The 15,488-nt window shown below is 54.3% G+C and carries 29 protein-coding genes (1 of these 29 only partly in view); 28 read left to right on the forward strand and 1 reads right to left on the reverse strand.

Features of this window, described 5'->3' with window-relative positions; all coding sequences use genetic code 11:
- Nucleotides 1-97 precede the first annotated feature (97 nt).
- Together ompR and envZ are read left to right on the forward strand one after the other, a co-directional pair.
- Nucleotides 98-820 carry a two-component system response regulator OmpR gene (ompR, locus tag I6L41_RS17570; RefSeq protein WP_005340625.1) on the forward strand — a complete coding sequence of 241 codons (723 nt, stop codon included), beginning with the start codon at nucleotides 98-100 and terminating at the stop codon, nucleotides 818-820.
- Nucleotides 817-2,127: a two-component system sensor histidine kinase EnvZ gene (gene envZ / locus I6L41_RS17575; protein WP_128834456.1), complete on the forward strand. Its 1,311-nt coding sequence runs from the start codon at nucleotides 817-819 to the stop codon at nucleotides 2,125-2,127. The genes ompR and envZ overlap by 4 nt, the downstream gene beginning before the upstream one ends.
- 37 nt (nucleotides 2,128-2,164) lie before the next feature.
- Here the strand turns inward: envZ and I6L41_RS17580 are convergent, their stop codons facing one another.
- Entirely contained in the window at nucleotides 2,165-3,079 is a 915-nt protein-coding gene (locus I6L41_RS17580) for a DMT family transporter (protein ID WP_005355344.1), read from the reverse strand.
- 356 nt (nucleotides 3,080-3,435) lie between these two features.
- Here I6L41_RS17580 and rpsJ point away from each other — a divergent pair, with 356 nt between their 5' ends.
- The 26 genes from rpsJ to rpsD form a co-directional block, all read left to right on the forward strand.
- Nucleotides 3,436-3,747: a 30S ribosomal protein S10 gene (gene rpsJ / locus I6L41_RS17585; RefSeq protein WP_005307944.1), complete on the forward strand. Its 312-nt coding sequence runs from the start codon at nucleotides 3,436-3,438 to the stop codon at nucleotides 3,745-3,747.
- A 22-nt stretch (nucleotides 3,748-3,769) separates the two neighbouring features.
- Nucleotides 3,770-4,402, forward strand: a complete 633-nt coding sequence (gene rplC / locus I6L41_RS17590; RefSeq protein ID WP_005340620.1) for a 50S ribosomal protein L3 — start codon at nucleotides 3,770-3,772, stop codon at nucleotides 4,400-4,402.
- 17 nt (nucleotides 4,403-4,419) lie between these two features.
- On the forward strand, nucleotides 4,420-5,025 hold the full coding sequence (gene rplD / locus I6L41_RS17595) for a 50S ribosomal protein L4 (RefSeq protein ID WP_005340616.1): 606 nt from the start codon (nucleotides 4,420-4,422) through the stop codon (nucleotides 5,023-5,025).
- Nucleotides 5,025-5,324, forward strand: coding sequence for a 50S ribosomal protein L23 (rplW, locus tag I6L41_RS17600; protein ID WP_342690021.1), 300 nt, complete (start codon nucleotides 5,025-5,027; stop codon nucleotides 5,322-5,324). Before rplD ends, rplW begins: the two co-directional genes overlap by 1 nt.
- 15 nt (nucleotides 5,325-5,339) lie before the next feature.
- Nucleotides 5,340-6,161 (forward strand): 50S ribosomal protein L2, encoded by an 822-nt coding sequence (gene rplB / locus I6L41_RS17605; protein ID WP_005340614.1) that lies wholly within the window; start codon nucleotides 5,340-5,342, stop codon nucleotides 6,159-6,161.
- 22 nt (nucleotides 6,162-6,183) lie between these two features.
- Nucleotides 6,184-6,462: a 30S ribosomal protein S19 gene (gene rpsS / locus I6L41_RS17610; RefSeq protein WP_005307960.1), complete on the forward strand. Its 279-nt coding sequence runs from the start codon at nucleotides 6,184-6,186 to the stop codon at nucleotides 6,460-6,462.
- A gap of 10 nt (nucleotides 6,463-6,472) precedes the next feature.
- Nucleotides 6,473-6,817, forward strand: a complete 345-nt coding sequence (gene rplV / locus I6L41_RS17615; protein WP_005319741.1) for a 50S ribosomal protein L22 — start codon at nucleotides 6,473-6,475, stop codon at nucleotides 6,815-6,817.
- 3 nt (nucleotides 6,818-6,820) lie between these two features.
- Complete coding sequence (gene rpsC, locus I6L41_RS17620; protein WP_005307962.1) at nucleotides 6,821-7,534, forward strand: 30S ribosomal protein S3; 714 nt, start codon at nucleotides 6,821-6,823, stop codon at nucleotides 7,532-7,534.
- A 13-nt stretch (nucleotides 7,535-7,547) separates the two neighbouring features.
- A complete protein-coding gene (rplP, locus tag I6L41_RS17625; protein WP_005340612.1) occupies nucleotides 7,548-7,961 on the forward strand; it encodes a 50S ribosomal protein L16 in 414 nt (137 codons plus the stop codon).
- On the forward strand, nucleotides 7,961-8,152 hold the full coding sequence (gene rpmC / locus I6L41_RS17630; protein ID WP_005307965.1) for a 50S ribosomal protein L29: 192 nt from the start codon (nucleotides 7,961-7,963) through the stop codon (nucleotides 8,150-8,152). The genes rplP and rpmC overlap by 1 nt, the downstream gene beginning before the upstream one ends.
- Complete coding sequence (gene rpsQ / locus I6L41_RS17635) at nucleotides 8,152-8,400, forward strand: 30S ribosomal protein S17 (RefSeq protein WP_005307966.1); 249 nt, start codon at nucleotides 8,152-8,154, stop codon at nucleotides 8,398-8,400. The genes rpmC and rpsQ overlap by 1 nt, the downstream gene beginning before the upstream one ends.
- 147 nt (nucleotides 8,401-8,547) lie before the next feature.
- Nucleotides 8,548-8,916, forward strand: coding sequence for a 50S ribosomal protein L14 (gene rplN, locus I6L41_RS17640; protein ID WP_005307975.1), 369 nt, complete (start codon nucleotides 8,548-8,550; stop codon nucleotides 8,914-8,916).
- Between the two features lie 11 nt (nucleotides 8,917-8,927).
- Nucleotides 8,928-9,245 (forward strand): 50S ribosomal protein L24, encoded by a 318-nt coding sequence (gene rplX / locus I6L41_RS17645; RefSeq protein WP_005307977.1) that lies wholly within the window; start codon nucleotides 8,928-8,930, stop codon nucleotides 9,243-9,245.
- Between the two features lie 13 nt (nucleotides 9,246-9,258).
- Nucleotides 9,259-9,798, forward strand: a complete 540-nt coding sequence (gene rplE / locus I6L41_RS17650; RefSeq protein ID WP_005331162.1) for a 50S ribosomal protein L5 — start codon at nucleotides 9,259-9,261, stop codon at nucleotides 9,796-9,798.
- Between the two features lie 10 nt (nucleotides 9,799-9,808).
- Entirely contained in the window at nucleotides 9,809-10,114 is a 306-nt protein-coding gene (gene rpsN / locus I6L41_RS17655) for a 30S ribosomal protein S14 (RefSeq protein WP_005340609.1), read from the forward strand.
- A gap of 21 nt (nucleotides 10,115-10,135) precedes the next feature.
- The gene (gene rpsH, locus I6L41_RS17660; RefSeq protein WP_005307980.1) at nucleotides 10,136-10,528 is read left to right on the forward strand and encodes a 30S ribosomal protein S8; all 393 of its coding nucleotides are present in this window, start codon (nucleotides 10,136-10,138) and stop codon (nucleotides 10,526-10,528) included.
- Between the two features lie 13 nt (nucleotides 10,529-10,541).
- A complete protein-coding gene (gene rplF / locus I6L41_RS17665; protein ID WP_005340607.1) occupies nucleotides 10,542-11,075 on the forward strand; it encodes a 50S ribosomal protein L6 in 534 nt (177 codons plus the stop codon).
- 9 nt (nucleotides 11,076-11,084) lie between these two features.
- Nucleotides 11,085-11,438 carry a 50S ribosomal protein L18 gene (gene rplR, locus I6L41_RS17670; protein ID WP_005340606.1) on the forward strand — a complete coding sequence of 118 codons (354 nt, stop codon included), beginning with the start codon at nucleotides 11,085-11,087 and terminating at the stop codon, nucleotides 11,436-11,438.
- 14 nt (nucleotides 11,439-11,452) lie between these two features.
- Entirely contained in the window at nucleotides 11,453-11,953 is a 501-nt protein-coding gene (rpsE, locus tag I6L41_RS17675; protein WP_005340605.1) for a 30S ribosomal protein S5, read from the forward strand.
- A gap of 6 nt (nucleotides 11,954-11,959) precedes the next feature.
- On the forward strand, nucleotides 11,960-12,139 hold the full coding sequence (rpmD, locus tag I6L41_RS17680; RefSeq protein WP_005307985.1) for a 50S ribosomal protein L30: 180 nt from the start codon (nucleotides 11,960-11,962) through the stop codon (nucleotides 12,137-12,139).
- Between the two features lie 2 nt (nucleotides 12,140-12,141).
- Complete coding sequence (gene rplO, locus I6L41_RS17685; protein WP_005340604.1) at nucleotides 12,142-12,579, forward strand: 50S ribosomal protein L15; 438 nt, start codon at nucleotides 12,142-12,144, stop codon at nucleotides 12,577-12,579.
- Between the two features lie 8 nt (nucleotides 12,580-12,587).
- Complete coding sequence (secY, locus tag I6L41_RS17690) at nucleotides 12,588-13,916, forward strand: preprotein translocase subunit SecY (protein ID WP_005340602.1); 1,329 nt, start codon at nucleotides 12,588-12,590, stop codon at nucleotides 13,914-13,916.
- 27 nt (nucleotides 13,917-13,943) lie between these two features.
- A complete protein-coding gene (gene rpmJ, locus I6L41_RS17695; RefSeq protein WP_005319705.1) occupies nucleotides 13,944-14,057 on the forward strand; it encodes a 50S ribosomal protein L36 in 114 nt (37 codons plus the stop codon).
- A 139-nt stretch (nucleotides 14,058-14,196) separates the two neighbouring features.
- On the forward strand, nucleotides 14,197-14,553 hold the full coding sequence (gene rpsM / locus I6L41_RS17700; protein ID WP_005307991.1) for a 30S ribosomal protein S13: 357 nt from the start codon (nucleotides 14,197-14,199) through the stop codon (nucleotides 14,551-14,553).
- A gap of 14 nt (nucleotides 14,554-14,567) precedes the next feature.
- Nucleotides 14,568-14,957: a 30S ribosomal protein S11 gene (gene rpsK, locus I6L41_RS17705; RefSeq protein WP_005307993.1), complete on the forward strand. Its 390-nt coding sequence runs from the start codon at nucleotides 14,568-14,570 to the stop codon at nucleotides 14,955-14,957.
- Nucleotides 14,958-14,996: 39 nt separating this feature from the next.
- A protein-coding gene (gene rpsD / locus I6L41_RS17710; protein ID WP_005340600.1) for a 30S ribosomal protein S4 crosses the window boundary here: on the forward strand, nucleotides 14,997-15,488 show its 5' portion. The gene runs 129 nt beyond the window's last position; 492 of the gene's 621 nt are visible here — the first part of the coding sequence; the start codon lies at nucleotides 14,997-14,999; its stop codon lies off the right edge, out of view.

Below are 15,488 nucleotides of genomic sequence, written 5' to 3' on the forward strand. Positions count from 1 at the left end.
TCTCGGGATGGGTAATAACCGGTAACATATTTGTGCTTTGCTCCCGCTATATCCCCCCCTAGTATTGGGGGCAGCTAAAGAATGAAGAGGCAAAGCAATGAGTCAGCAGCAATACAAGGTCCTGGTCGTGGACGATGACCTGAAATTACGTTCCCTGTTGGAACGCTATCTCACCGAGCAGGGATTCGTAGTGCGCGGCGTGGCCAATGGCGAGCAGGCCGATCGCTTGCTGACTCGTGAAAACTTCAGCCTGATGGTGCTCGACCTGATGTTGCCGGGGGAGGATGGGCTCTCCATCTGCCGCCGTCTGCGGGAAGCGGGTAACCAGATCCCGGTGCTGATGCTCACCGCCAAGGGGGATGAAGTGGATCGCATCGTCGGGCTCGAGATGGGGGCCGATGACTATCTGCCCAAGCCGTTCAACCCCCGCGAACTGCTGGCGCGGATCCGTGCCGTGCTGCGCCGTCATACCGTCGAGTTGCCCGGGGCCCCCTCGGCTGCAGAGAAGGTGGTCAACTTCGGGGCCTTCCAGCTCAATCTCGCGACCCGCGAGCTGAGCCGGGATGGCGAGCCTATGGCGCTCACCAGCGGTGAGTTTGCGGTGCTCAAGGTGCTGGTCAGCCATCCGCGTGAACCGCTCTCCCGCGACAAGCTGATGAATCTGGCCCGTGGCCGCGAATACACCGCCACCGAGCGCAGCATCGACGTGCAGGTCTCTCGTCTGCGCCGCCTGCTGGAGCAGGATCCGGCCCAGCCCCGCTACCTGCAGACCGTCTGGGGTCTGGGGTATGTGTTCGTGCCAGATGGTGACGGTGCATGAAAAAGGTCGGCAGCATGTTCTCGCGCATGCTCTGGTTTCTGGCCGCCGTTCTGGTGGTCTATCAAGCAGTCTCCTACGTCACCTTCTACAACTATCTGCTGGCGCCAACCGTCAAGCAGATCAGTCACTTGCTGGCCAATCAGGTCAAGCTGATCTTTCCGGTTAACACTGAACAACTGGCGCTGAGCGAAGATGCCGAGGCGCTGGTCTATGTGACGACCGGTACCGACATCTATACCCAGAGCGAGGCGGTGCAGCATGGCTTCAACGATGCCAAGCCGTACCCCTATCTGGAGGAGAACATCAGTCGCGAACTGGGTGGCCCGGCCAAGGTGCGGGTCGAGATCCAGGATCACTACATCATCTGGATCCAGCCGCCGCAGGCCAGCAAAATCTGGGTGCGGATCCCGCTGACCGAGATTGAAGATGACGATATCGAACCCCTCATCATCTATCTGAGCGTGCTGCTGGTGATCACCCTGTTTGCGGCCTGGCGCTTTGCCCGGCAGCTGGTGCGCCCGCTCGAGGATCTCGAGGCTGGTGCCGTTGCTGTTGCCAGGGGTCATTTCCCCGAGGCGCTGGGGGAGCTGGGATCACGGGAAGTGCGGCGACTGACCCGCACCTTCAACCACATGTCGCACTCCATCAAGAGCCTGATCGAAGAGCGTAACCTGATGATGGCGGGGGTTTCCCACGATCTACGCACCCCGCTGACCCGCATCCGGCTGGCGACCGAGATGATGTCCTCCGGTGACGAGTACCTCAAGGAGAGCATCAACGCCGACATCGATGAGTCCAATGCCATCATCGATCAGTTCATCGATTACATCCGCCCGGATGAGGGTCAGGATCTGGAGCCGATCGATCTGACCCAGCTGGTGCACGATACCTTGCTGATCTACTCGGAGCAGGGGCTGGAGGTCGATCTGGCGCTGCCGCAAGAGGCGGTGCGGGTGGCCTGCAATCCGGTCAGTATCCGGCGGGTGTTGAACAACCTCTCAAGCAACTCGCAGCGTTATGGGGCGAGCCGCTTGCATGCCGAGCTCAAGGACGATGGGCACTGGGTGCGCTTGCGCCTCTCCGATGATGGCCCCGGCATTCCGGAGCAGGACTATTCCCGGGTGCTCAAGCCGTTTACTCAGGGGAATGTGGCGCGGACCGTCGGCGGTAGTGGGCTGGGGTTGGCTATCGTGGCCAAGATAGTCGCCCAGCACCACGGCACTATCCGGCTGGGAAGCTCGGAGCTAGGCGGCCTGCTGGTCGAGATGCGGTTGCCGAAACATCAGCCACAGGAGTGGATGGATTGAGAGGAGGGCGTATCCGTGGATACGCCCTTCTGCATGGTCAGCTCTTTGTTTCGACTGATGCTCGATAGCGTTTGCCATACTTGAGCTGCTGGATCAGCAGGGCGGCAACGATGAGCGCTAACCCGATGGGAGTGGCTGGATGGATGGCTTCGCCGATCAACAGGTTGAGCAGCACCAGTGAGGCAAACGGCGAGATAAAGATGAGGTTGCTGATGGGGGCCGTGTTGGTGGCATGGCGCAGCGCCATCAGCCAGAGCACGAAACCGAAGCCCATTTCGAACAGTCCCACATAGATGGCACCAGCCCATCCCTGCCAGGCGGTCATGGCAAAATCGGAGAGCAACCAGGTCGCCACGACAATAAAAGGCAGGCTGATCATAAAGCCGAGCAACAGGCTGACAATGGGATCGCCCTGATTGCGGGTGTTGAGGATCCAGTAGCTGGCCCAGATGAGGGTCGAGACCAGCGCCAGTGTCACGCCGAGCGGGCTGTCGAACTGCAGGCCGAATACATCCCCTCTGGTGGCGATCACCAGTGCGCCAAAATACCCCAGCACGATGGCGACGCCATCACGCCGACGCAGCTTCTGGCCGAGGAAGGGGACGGCCAGCAGACTGAGGGTAATGGCCCAGGTGTAGTTGAGGGTCTGTGCCTGCTGGGCAGGCAACAGGTCATAGGCCTTGAATAGCAACAGGTAATAGAGAAAGGGGTTCAGCACGCCCAGAGTCAGGTAGTAGAAAGGGCGGGCCTTGATATAGCTTCCCAGCAGCGGCAGTTTGCCCTGTTTGGCGACGACGGCTGTCAGCGTGAGAGTCGAGGTGAAGGCGGCCACAAGTAACAGTTGCACAGGTTCGAAATAGGCGAGGGAGATCTTGAAGGCTGTGGCGACCGTCGACCAGAGGGCAACGGCGCAAAGGCCATACTGATAGGCTTTCTTTTGATCTTTGAGCATGGGATGTCGTTCCACTGACAGAGGCAAGCACACAGTCTACCAGTCTGCTTGTAACATTGTCGTTACTTGGGTGTTGGCTGCAGAGAGTGTTGCCTCAGGCGAGATCCATCTGTCACATAAAACTGCGCATAATCTGTTCGCTCTCCCTTGCGCAAATTTGAAAAATCCGTATAATCCCCTCCGCTTACCCATGAGGTAAGCCAGACGATATGTCTGCTGTTGAGTTTCCTGTTTACAGGAGCCAGCCATACAGTCCTCCCGATATGGGGGGAAACGTGAAAAATCACACCTCTGGCGGGAGAAATCTCGGTCGGGCGGTGTTGATTTATGTTCTTTTATCTATTGGAGCTCTGTCAATGCAGAACCAAAGAATCCGTATCCGCCTGAAGGCTTTTGATCATCGCCTGATTGATCAATCCACTGCGGAAATCGTTGAAACTGCTAAGCGCACTGGCGCGCAGGTTCGCGGTCCTATTCCGCTGCCGACTCGCAAAGAGCGCTTCACCGTCCTGATCTCCCCGCACGTCAACAAAGATGCGCGTGATCAGTACGAGATCCGCACTCACAAGCGTCTGGTAGACATCGTTGAGCCGACTGACAAGACCGTAGACGCCCTGATGCGTCTGGATCTGGCAGCTGGTGTAGACGTCCAGATCAGCCTGGGTTAATTACGGAAAGAGGTTGATAACAATGACAATCGGTCTTGTAGGTCGCAAAGTGGGTATGACTCGCATCTTCACTGAAGATGGCGTTTCTATCCCGGTGACTGTTATCGAAGTTGAAGCTAACCGTGTAACTCAGGTCAAATCTGTAGAAACCGACGGCTACAACGCTATTCAGGTTACCACTGGCGCCAAGAAAGCCAGCCGTGTGACCAAGCCGGAAGCTGGCCACTTCGCCAAAGCTGGTGTAGAAGCCGGTCGCGGTCTGTGGGAATTCCGCCTGAACAACGGTGAAACTTTCACTGTTGGTAGCGAGCTGAAAGTAGATCTTCTCGCTGACGTTAAGCTGGTAGACGTTACCGGCACATCCAAAGGTAAGGGCTTTGCTGGTACTGTTAAGCGCCACAACTTCCGCACCCAGGATATGACCCACGGTAACTCCTTGTCTCACCGCGTTCCGGGTTCTATCGGTCAGAACCAGACTCCGGGTCGTGTATTCAAGGGCAAAAAGATGGCTGGTCACATGGGTGCTGAGCGTGTAACGACTCAGAACCTGGAACTGGTTCGTGTTGACGCTGAACGCAACCTGCTGCTCATCAAAGGTGCAGTACCGGGTGCAACCAACGGCAACGTGATCGTCAAACCTGCCGTCAAAGCGTAACGTCTGAGGAGATAGTAATGGAATTGGTAATGAAAGACGCCAAGAGCGCTCTTGAAGTTTCCGAGACTACCTTCGGGCGCGAATTCAACGAAGCTCTGGTTCACCAGGTCGTCGTTGCATATGCCGCTGGTGCCCGTCAGGGTACTCGTGCGCAGCTGACTCGCTCTGAAGTGTCTGGTGGCGGCAAAAAGCCGTGGCGTCAGAAGGGTACTGGTCGTGCCCGTGCTGGCTCCATCCGTTCGCCCATCTGGCGTTCCGGTGGTGTGACTTTTGCTGCTAAGCCGCAAGATCACAGCCAGAAAGTAAACAAGAAGATGTACCGCGGCGCTATCCGTAGCATTCTGTCCGAGCTGGTACGTCAAGAGCGCCTGATCGTTGTTGAGAAGTTCGGCATCGAAGCTCCGAAGACCAAAGAACTGATCGCCAAGCTGAAAGAAATGGAACTGACTGACGTTCTGATCGTGACTGCTGAAGTCGATGAGAACCTGTTCCTGGCTGCTCGCAACCTGTACAAAGTTGACGTGCGTGACGTTGCCGGTATCGACCCGGTCAGCCTGATCGCTTTCGACAAGGTTCTGATGACTGCTGACGCAGTTAAGCAAATCGAGGAGATGCTGGCATGATCCGTGAAGAGCGTCTGCTGAAAGTTCTGAAGGCTCCGCACATCTCTGAAAAGAGCACCATGGTTGCAGAAAAGCAGAACACTATCGTGTTCAAAGTTGCTGTTGATGCTACCAAGGCGGAAGTCAAAGCTGCAGTTGCGAAACTGTTCGAGGTCGAAGTTGAGACCGTCCGTACCCTGAACATGAAGGGTAAGACCAAGCGCGCAGGTGCACGCGTAGGCCGTCGTTCCGATTGGAAAAAGGCTTATGTGACCCTGAAAGCTGGTCAGGACATCGACTTCATGGGCGCAGCCGAGTAAGAGGAGTTCTCAAAAATGGCAATCGTTAAGTGCAAGCCTACTTCTCCGGGCCGCCGCCACGTCGTCAAGATCGTCAATCAAGAGCTGTACAAGGGCAAGCCCTTCGCCGCTCTGCTGGACAGCAAAAGCAAGTCCGGTGGTCGTAACAACAACGGCCGTATCACTACCCGTCATATCGGTGGTGGTCACAAGCAGCACTACCGTATCGTCGACTTCAAGCGCGACAAAGACGGTATCCCGGCTAAAGTAGAGCGTCTGGAATACGATCCGAACCGTACCGCTAACATCGCTCTGGTGTTGTATGCAGACGGTGAGCGTCGTTACATCCTGGCTCCGAAAGGCCTGAAAGCTGGTGACGCGATCGCTTCTGGTGCTGATGCAGCCATCAAGGTAGGTAACGCCCTGCCGATGCGCAACATCCCGGTTGGTTCTACCGTTCACGCTGTAGAGATGAAGCCTGGTAAAGGTGCCCAGCTGGCTCGTTCCGCTGGTACTTTCATCCAGATCCTGGCTCGTGAAGGTAACTATGTAACTCTGCGTCTGCGTTCCGGCGAAGTACGTAAAGTTCTGGCCGAGTGCCGCGCTACCATCGGTGAAGTCGGTAACTCCGAGCACATGTTGCGTCAACTGGGTAAAGCCGGTGCAAACCGCTGGCGTGGTATTCGTCCGACCGTTCGAGGTATGGCGATGAACCCGGTTGACCACCCGCACGGTGGTGGTGAGGGTCGTAACAAGGGCATGCAGCCTGTGTCCCCATGGGGCCAGAAGGCTAAAGGCTTCAAGACCCGTAAGAACAAGCGTACCGACAAGTACATCGTACGTCGTCGTAACAAGTAATTGTTAACATAGAGGAATCACCATGCCACGTTCTCTCAAGAAGGGTCCATTTATTGACCTGCACTTGCTGAAGAAGGTAGAGAAAGCGGTGGAAAGCGGGGATAAAAAGCCGGTTAAAACCTGGTCCCGTCGTTCAATGATCATCCCGAACATGATCGGTTTGACCATCGCTGTCCATAATGGTCGTCAGCACGTTCCGGTTTTCGTTACCGAAGAAATGATCGGTCACAAACTGGGTGAATTCGCACCGACTCGTACTTATCGCGGCCATGCTGCTGATAAGAAGGCTAAGAAGCGCTAAGGGATAAATGATGGAAGCTATCGCTAAACACCGTTATGCCCGTACTTCTGCCCAGAAAGCTCGTCTGGTAGCCGATCAAGTACGTGGTCTGTCCGTAGACAAGGCTCTGAATATCCTGACCTTCAGCCCGAAAAAGGCTGCTGTGCTGGTTAAGAAAGTGCTGGAATCTGCCATTGCAAACGCTGAGCACAACGAAGGCGCCGATATCGACGCGCTGCGTGTTGCTACTATCATGGTCGACGAAGGTCCCTCCATGAAGCGCATCCGTCCGCGTGCCAAAGGTCGTGCGGATCGTATCCTCAAGCGTACCGCTCACATCACTGTAGTGGTATCCGACGCTAAGGCTGGGAGATAAGCAATGGGTCAGAAAGTACATCCTAATGGCATTCGCCTGGGTATTACCAAGCCTTGGAATTCTACCTGGTTCGCGAACACCAAAGACTTCGCTGACAACCTGTACAGCGATTTTCAAGTACGCCAGTTCCTGACCAAGGAACTGAAAAACGCGTCCTTGTCCAAGATCACCATTGAGCGTCCGGCCAAGAGCATCCGTGTGACCATTCACACCGCTCGTCCGGGTGTTGTAATCGGTAAGAAAGGCGAAGACGTTGAGAAGCTGCGCAAAGCTGTAGCCACTATTGCTGGCGTGCCTGCTCAGATCAACATTTCCGAAGTCCGCAAGCCGGAGCTGGATGGCAAACTCGTTGCCGACAGCATCACTTCCCAGCTGGAGCGTCGTGTAATGTTCCGTCGTGCTATGAAGCGCGCCGTACAGAACGCAATGCGCCTGGGTGCCAAGGGCATCAAAGTGGAAGTTTCCGGTCGTCTGGGCGGCGCTGAAATCGCGCGTACCGAATGGTACCGTGAAGGTCGTGTGCCGTTGCACACCCTGCGTGCCGACATCGACTACGCAACTTCTGAAGCCCACACCACTTACGGTGTGATCGGCGTTAAAGTTTGGATCTTCAAGGGCGAAGTTCTGGGCGGTCTGGCTGCTGTTAACGCTGCCGCTGCTCAAGAGCAAGCTCCTGCAAAGCCCAAGCGTGACAACAAGCGCCGCGCTGCTAAGTAAGGAGATTCGGTAAATGTTGCAACCTAAGCGTACTAAATTCCGCAAGACCCACAAGGGTCGTAACCGCGGTCTGGCCACCTCTGGTAACGAAGTATCCTTCGGTACCTTTGGCCTGAAGGCGACATCCCGTGGTCAACTGACTGCTCGTCAAATCGAAGCAGCCCGTCGTGCCATGACCCGTCACGTTAAGCGTCAAGGTAAGATCTGGATCCGTGTGTTCCCGGACAAGCCTATCACCGAAAAGCCCCTCGAAGTTCGTATGGGTAAAGGTAAGGGTAACGTGGAATACTGGGTTTGCCCGATCCAGCCTGGCAAGGTTCTGTACGAGATGGACGGTGTACCTGAGGCTCTGGCGCGTGAAGCGTTTGCCCTGGCCGCAGCTAAGCTGTCTGTTCAGACCACTTTCGTAATTAAGACGGTGATGTGATGAAAGCCCAAGATCTGCGTCAAAAGAGCGTCGAAGAACTGAACCAGGAGCTGCTGGGCCTGCTGCGTGAGCAATTCAACATGCGCATGCAAGCGTCCACCGGCCAGCTGGCTCAGACTCACACTCTGAAACAAGTGCGTCGTGACGTCGCACGTATCAAGACTGTACTGACTGAGAAGGCAGGTGCGTAATGACTGACAAGATCCGTACTCTGCAAGGTCGTGTAATCAGCGACAAGATGGACAAGTCCATCACTGTTGCTATCGAGCGCAAGGTAAAGCACCCGATCTACGGTAAGATCATCAAGCGCACTACCAAGCTGCACGTGCATGACGAAAACAACGAGTGCAAAGCTGGCGACCTCGTGGAAATCCGCGAATGCCGCCCGCTGTCCAAGACCAAGTCCTGGACCCTGGTTGCCGTTGTAGAAAAGGCCTAATCGGTACTTTGTAGTCCAAGCGGCCCCTTTCAGGGGCCGTTTGTTTTTTAGGCTACCTTTTCTGAAAATCCTGTGTTATAGTTTCGCGCCTTTTGAAGGCAGCCAGATCCCATTAGGGATAAGAAGTAAACAAAGCGGAGCACTAAGATGATCCAGATGCAAAGTATGCTGGGTGTTGCCGACAACTCCGGCGCTCGCAGTGTAATGTGTATTAAGGTTCTGGGTGGCTCGCACCGCCGTTACGCCGGCATCGGCGACATCATCAAGGTTTCCATCAAGGAAGCCATTCCTCGCGGTAAAGTGAAGAAAGGTGATGTGTATAACGCGGTGGTCGTACGCACCCGTAAAGGCGTTCGTCGTCCGGACGGCTCTGTCATCCGTTTCGACAACAATGCGGCTGTGTTGCTTAACAACAACCAACAGCCAATCGGTACTCGTATTTTTGGCCCGGTGACCCGTGAACTGCGTAATGAGAAGTTCATGAAGATTGTGTCCCTGGCACCCGAAGTACTGTAAGGAGTCGAACGATGGCAGCTAAAATCCGTCGCGAAGACGAAGTGATTGTTCTTACCGGCAAAGACAAGGGCAAGCGTGGCAAAGTCACTCAAGTCCTGATTGCAAAAGGTAAGGTAATCGTGGAAGGCATCAACCAGGTGAAGAAACACCAGAAGCCGGTACCCGCACTGGGTCAGGCTGGCGGTATCGTCACCAAAGAAGCCCCCATCGATGTATCAAACGTAGCGCTGTTCAACTCTGCCACTGGCAAAGCTGACCGCGTTGGTTTCCGGATTGAAGACGGCAAAAAAGTCCGTTTCTTCAAATCCACCGGCGAACTTGTGAAGTAATTGGAGTTTAACGATGGCGAAACTGCATGATTACTACAAATCCGATGTAGTAAATGAACTGTCCAAGCAGTTCGGTTACAAGACTATCATGCAAGTCCCTCGGATCGAGAAAATCACCCTGAACATGGGTGTTGGTGAAGCGATCTCTGACAAGAAATTGCTGGAAAATGCTGCTGCCGATATGGCTGCCATTTCCGGTCAGAAGCCGCTGATCACCAAAGCTCGCAAATCTGTTGCGGGCTTCAAGATTCGTGAAGGCTACCCGATAGGTTGTAAAGTAACCCTGCGTGGCGAGCGTATGTGGGAGTTCCTGGAACGGCTGATCTGCATCTCCGTACCGCGTATCCGTGACTTCCGTGGCCTGAACGCTAAAGCGTTCGATGGTCGTGGTAACTACTCCATGGGCGTGCGTGAGCAGATCATCTTCCCGGAAATCGACTATGACAAAGTCGATCGCGTCCGTGGTCTGGATATCACCATCACCACTTCAGCGAATACCGATGAAGAAGGCCGTGCTCTGCTGGCTGCCTTTAACTTCCCATTCCGCAAGTAAGGTTAGGGTTATGGCTAAAACATCCATGAAAGCGCGCGAAGCAAAGCGTGCCAAGCTGGTAGCCAAGTACGCGACCAAGCGTGCCGAGCTGAAAGCTATCATCGTTGACATGAACGCTTCTGAAGAAGCGCGTTGGGATGCTGTACTGCAACTGCAACAGCTGCCCCGTGATTCCAGTCCGTCCCGCCAGCGTAACCGTTGCAATATTACTGGTCGTCCGCACGGTTTCCTGCGCAAGTTTGGCCTGTCTCGCATCAAGGTGCGTGAGCATGCCATGAAGGGCGAAATTCCGGGCCTGAAGAAGGCTTCTTGGTAACGAATCTCGGGAGTTAGACTTATGAGCATGCAAGATCCGATCGCGGATATGCTGACCCGCATCCGTAACGGTCAGGCGGCGAGCAAAGTTGCGGTTTCCATGCCTTCTTCCAAGCTGAAAGTGGCTATCGCCAAAGTGCTGAAAGAAGAAGGTTACATCGCTGGCTACTCCGTAGCTGGTGACGTGAAGCCGGAACTGGAAATTGAACTGAAATATTTCCAGGGCAAGCCAGTTGTAGAACTGATCCAACGCGTAAGCCGTCCAGGCCTGCGTATTTACAAGCGCACTACTGATCTGCCGAAAGTTATGGGCGGTCTCGGTGTTGCTATCGTGTCCACGTCTAAAGGTGTGATGACTGACCGTGCTGCTCGTAAAGCAAGCATGGGCGGTGAGATCATCTGCTACGTCGCTTAATAGGAGGTAGGAAATGTCTCGTGTTGCTAAGGCACCCGTCACTATTCCTGCTGGCGTAGAGGTGACTCTGAACGGCCAGGAACTGACCATCAAAGGTGGTAAAGGTTCTCTGGTTCGCTCTATTCACGCCGGTGTAGAAGTGACCAAAGAAGACAATGTACTGAAGTTCGCCCCGCGCGGCAGCATCGCTGGTGCTGACGCTCAGGCCGGTACTGCCCGTGCATTGGTCAACAACATGGTAATCGGTGTTACCCAAGGCTTCGAGCGCAAGCTGCAGCTGGTTGGTGTAGGTTATAAAGCCTCCATCAAGGGCAATGCTGTTGCGCTGGCTCTGGGCTTCTCTCACCCGGTAGAGCATGCGCTGCCGGCTGGTGTGACCGCTGAGTGCCCGACTGCTACAGAAATCGTTCTGCGTGGCGTCGACAAGCAGCTGGTTGGCCAAGTCGCCGCCGATATCCGTGCTTACCGCGCTCCGGAGCCCTACAAGGGCAAGGGTGTACGCTATGCCAACGAGCAAGTGCGTACTAAAGAAGCTAAGAAGAAGTAAGGTAACACTATGGACAAGAAAGCAGCTCGTCTCCGTCGTGCTACTCGTGCTCGGAAAAAGATGCAGGAACTGGGAGCTACCCGTCTGGTTGTTCACCGTACCCCGCGTCATATCTATGCGCAGGTTATTGCAGCCAACGGTTCCGAAGTTCTGGCCTCTGCTTCCACAGTAGAGAAAGCCATCAGTGAAGCTCTGAAATACACCGGTAACGCAGATGCTGCTACCGCTGTAGGTAAGGCTATCGCTGAGCGTGCTATTGCCAAAGGCGTTCAGAACGTATCTTTCGATCGTTCCGGTTTCAAGTATCACGGTCGCATCGCTGCCCTGGCAGCTGCCGCACGTGACGCTGGTCTTCAGTTCTAAGCTAGGAGTCGAAGATGGCTAAAGTCGAATCTCAAGCCGGCGAACTGCAAGAAAAGCTCATTGCAGTAAACCGTGTTTCGAAAACTGTTAAAGGTGGTCGTATCATGTCCTTCACCGCGTTGACCGTGGTGGGTGATGGTAACGGCCGTGTAGGTTACGGTTACGGTAAAGCCCGTGAAGTTCCGGCTGCTATTCAAAAAGCAATGGAACAGGCTAAGCGTAACCTGAACAAGGTTGAGCTGAACAACGGCACTCTGCACCACCCGGTGCGTGGTGTTCACTCTGGCTCCACCGTGTTCATGAAGCCGGCCTCCCAAGGTACTGGTATCATTGCAGGCGGCGCTATGCGTGCTGTTCTGGAAGTTGCCGGTATCCACAACGTGCTGGCCAAGACCTACGGTTCCACCAACCCAATCAACGTTGTTCGCGCTACTGTAGACGCTCTGGTTCACGGTCAGTCACCGGAACAGATCGCTGCCAAGCGTGGTCTGCGCGTTGAAGAAATTCTGGGGTAATGCGACATGGCTAACACTGTAAAAGTAACTCAAACTCGCAGCTCTATCGGCCGTCTGCCAAAGCACAAGGCGACTCTGCGTGGTCTGGGTCTGCGTCGCATTGGTCACACCGTTGAGCTGGAAGATACTCCTTGCGTACGCGGCATGATCAACCAGGTTTATTACATGGTTAAGGTGGAGGGCTAAGCATGCGTCTGAACACTCTGTCTCCGGCCGCTGGTTCCAAGCCTGAAAAACAACGTCGTGGTCGTGGTATCGGCTCCGGCCTGGGCAAGACTGGTGGTCGTGGTGTTAAAGGCCAAACCTCTCGTTCCGGTGGCGGCAAAGTTCGCAACGGTTTCGAAGGCGGCCAGATGCCTTTGAAAATCCGTCTGCCGAAGTTCGGTTTCTTCTCTCGCAAATCTTTGGTTTCTGCCGAAGTGCGTCTGAACGAAATCGCCCTGGTAGAAGGTGATGTGGTCGACCTGAGCACTCTGAAGCAAGCCGGTGTTGTTACTAAGAACATCGTGTTCGCTAAAGTTGTTCTGTCAGGCAACATTGACCGTGCTGTGACCGTTCGTGGTCTGTCCGTCACCAAAGGTGCACGCGCAGCCATCGAGGCCGCTGGCGGTAAAATCGAGGAATAATCAGTACAATGGCTAAGAAACCAGGATTGGATGTTAAAGCACAGGGTGGTCTGAGTGAACTGAAGAGCCGTCTGCTCTTCGTTCTCGGGGCGATTATCGTTTTCCGTGCAGGCTCTTATGTGCCGATTCCTGGTATTGACGCCGCCGTACTGGCCGAGTTGTTCCAGCAACAGAAGGGCACCATCATTGAGATGTTCAACATGTTCAGTGGTGGTGCACTCTCGCGTGCTTCTATTCTTGCGTTGGGGATCATGCCGTACATTTCGGCATCGATCATTATCCAGCTGCTGACAGTGGTTCACCCCGCTCTTGCTGAACTCAAGAAAGAAGGTGAATCCGGCCGTCGCAAGATTAGCCAATATACCCGTTGGGGCACGCTGGTTTTGGGAACTTTCCAGGCCATTGGTATTGCAACCGGTCTGCCGAATATGATGCATGGACTCGTGACTAATCCGGGTCTGGGCTTCTATTTCACAGCGGTTGTGAGTCTGGTCACCGGTACCATGTTTTTGATGTGGTTGGGTGAGCAGATTACCGAGCGTGGGATTGGTAATGGTATCTCGTTGATTATTTTCACAGGTATCGTTGCTGGTCTGCCGCATGCCATTGGCGCTACGGCCGAACAGGCACGTCAAGGGGAATTGCACATCCTGCTGTTGTTGTTGCTGGGCTTGATTGTTTTCGCAGTGACTTACTTTGTGGTGTTCGTGGAGCGTGGTCAGCGTCGTATCGTCGTTAACTATGCCAAGCGTCAACAAGGCCGCCAGGTATTTGCCGCGCAAAGCACACATCTGCCGTTGAAAGTTAATATGGCTGGTGTGATTCCTGCGATTTTCGCATCCAGTATCATCCTCTTCCCGGGGACCATTACCTCTTGGTTTGGTCAGGGGGAGGGTAAAGTAGCTGATATCCTGCAACAGGTCTCTATGGTCCTGCAGCCGGGTCAACCGCTTTACGAGATGCTGTATGCAGCAGCCATTATCTTCTTCTGCTTCTTCTATACCGCGCTGGTGTTCAACCCCCGCGAGACAGCAGATAATCTGAAGAAGAGTGGAGCCTTTATCCCGGGGATTCGCCCGGGCGAGCAGACAGCACGTTACATCGATAAGGTTATGACTCGCCTGACATTGGCAGGTGCGCTCTATATAACCTTTATCTGTCTGGTACCCCAGTTCTTGATGACTGCCTGGAACGTACAGTTCTACTTCGGTGGCACTTCGCTGCTGATTATCGTGGTTGTTATCATGGACTTCATGGCTCAGGTACAAACCCATATGATGTCTCATCAATATGGCGACGTCCTGAGGAAGGCCAACCTGAAGGGCTACGGCCGCTAAAGGTCGGCGTAGTTACGGAGTTAAGCAATGAAAGTTCGTGCTTCCGTTAAGGCAATCTGCCGTAACTGCAAAATCATCAAGCGTCACGGTGTGGTGCGTGTGATTTGCAGCGAGCCAAAGCATAAACAGCGCCAAGGCTAATTTTTTACGGTTAGTACTTGCAACAAATAGTTGTGCTGGCTAATATAGCCAGCCAACTTTTGTTGTGTATTGGTTGACCGCCACGTATCCGCTCACGGGCTTTGTGGTGGTCGTAATCTACTATATGTAGGAGTGAATAGTGGCCCGTATCGCTGGCATTAACATTCCTGACCATAAGCATGCAGTCATCGCTTTGACTGCGATTTATGGCGTCGGTCGTACCCGCTCCAAGGCCATCTGTGCCGCAGCCGGTATCGCTGAGAATGTGAAAATTAAAGACCTGGACGAAGCTCAGATCGAGAGTCTGCGTGAACAAGTAGGTAAATTCACCGTTGAAGGTGACCTGCGTCGTCAGATTTCCATGAACATCAAGCGATTGATGGATCTGGGTTGCTACCGTGGTTTGCGTCACCGTCGTAGCCTGCCTGTTCGTGGTCAACGTACCAAGACCAACGCTCGTACCCGTAAGGGTCCGCGCAAGGCTATCAAGAAGTAACGGGAAGGTAGAAAATGGCTAAAACTCCGACTCGTGCTCGCAAGCGCGTTAAAAAGCAAGTGAGCGACGGTATTGCGCACGTTCATGCATCTTTCAACAACACAATCGTGACCATTACTGACCGTCAGGGCAATGCTCTGTCTTGGGCTACTTCTGGTGGTTCCGGTTTCCGTGGTTCTCGTAAGTCCACCCCGTTCGCTGCTCAGGTAGCTGCCGAGCGCGCTGGTGAGATGGCCAAAGAATATGGCGTCAAGAACCTGGAAGTCATGGTCAAAGGTCCGGGTCCCGGTCGTGAGTCTTCCATCCGCGCCCTGAACGCGGCTGGTTTCCGCATCACTAACATTACTGATGTGACTCCGATCCCGCACAACGGTTGTCGTCCTCCCAAGAAGCGCCGCGTATAACGCTGTAGCTACTTGGTCTAGGATTGTTGGAGAAAGAAGATGGCAAGATATATCGGTCCTAAGCTTAAGCTTAGCCGTCGTGAGGGCACCGACCTCTTCCTGAAGTCAGGTGTTCGTGCGATTGATTCTAAGTGCAAGATTGACACCGCCCCTGGTCAGCATGGTGCGCGCAAAGCGCGTCTGTCCGACTACGGTGTTCAGCTGCGCGAGAAACAAAAAGTTCGTCGTATCTACGGCGTATTGGAAAAACAGTTCCGCAACTACTACCGCGACGCTGCCCGTCAAAAGGGTAACACCGGTGAAAACCTGTTGCAGCTGCTGGAAGGTCGTTTGGACAACGTTGTTTACCGTATGGGCTTCGGCGCTACCCGTGCTGAATCTCGTCAGCTGGTGAGCCACAAGGCTATCATGGTAAACGGTCGCGTTGTGAACATTCCTTCTTTCCAGGTTTCCCCTGAGGACGTGATCTGCGTTCGTGAGAAGGCTAAGAAGCAAGCGCGTATCAAAGCTTCCCTGGAAGTTGCTGGTCAG

It is taken from the genome of Aeromonas sp. FDAARGOS 1411 (assembly GCF_019047125.1).
In the GTDB taxonomy this organism is placed as follows: Bacteria; Pseudomonadota; Gammaproteobacteria; order Enterobacterales; family Aeromonadaceae; genus Aeromonas; species Aeromonas veronii.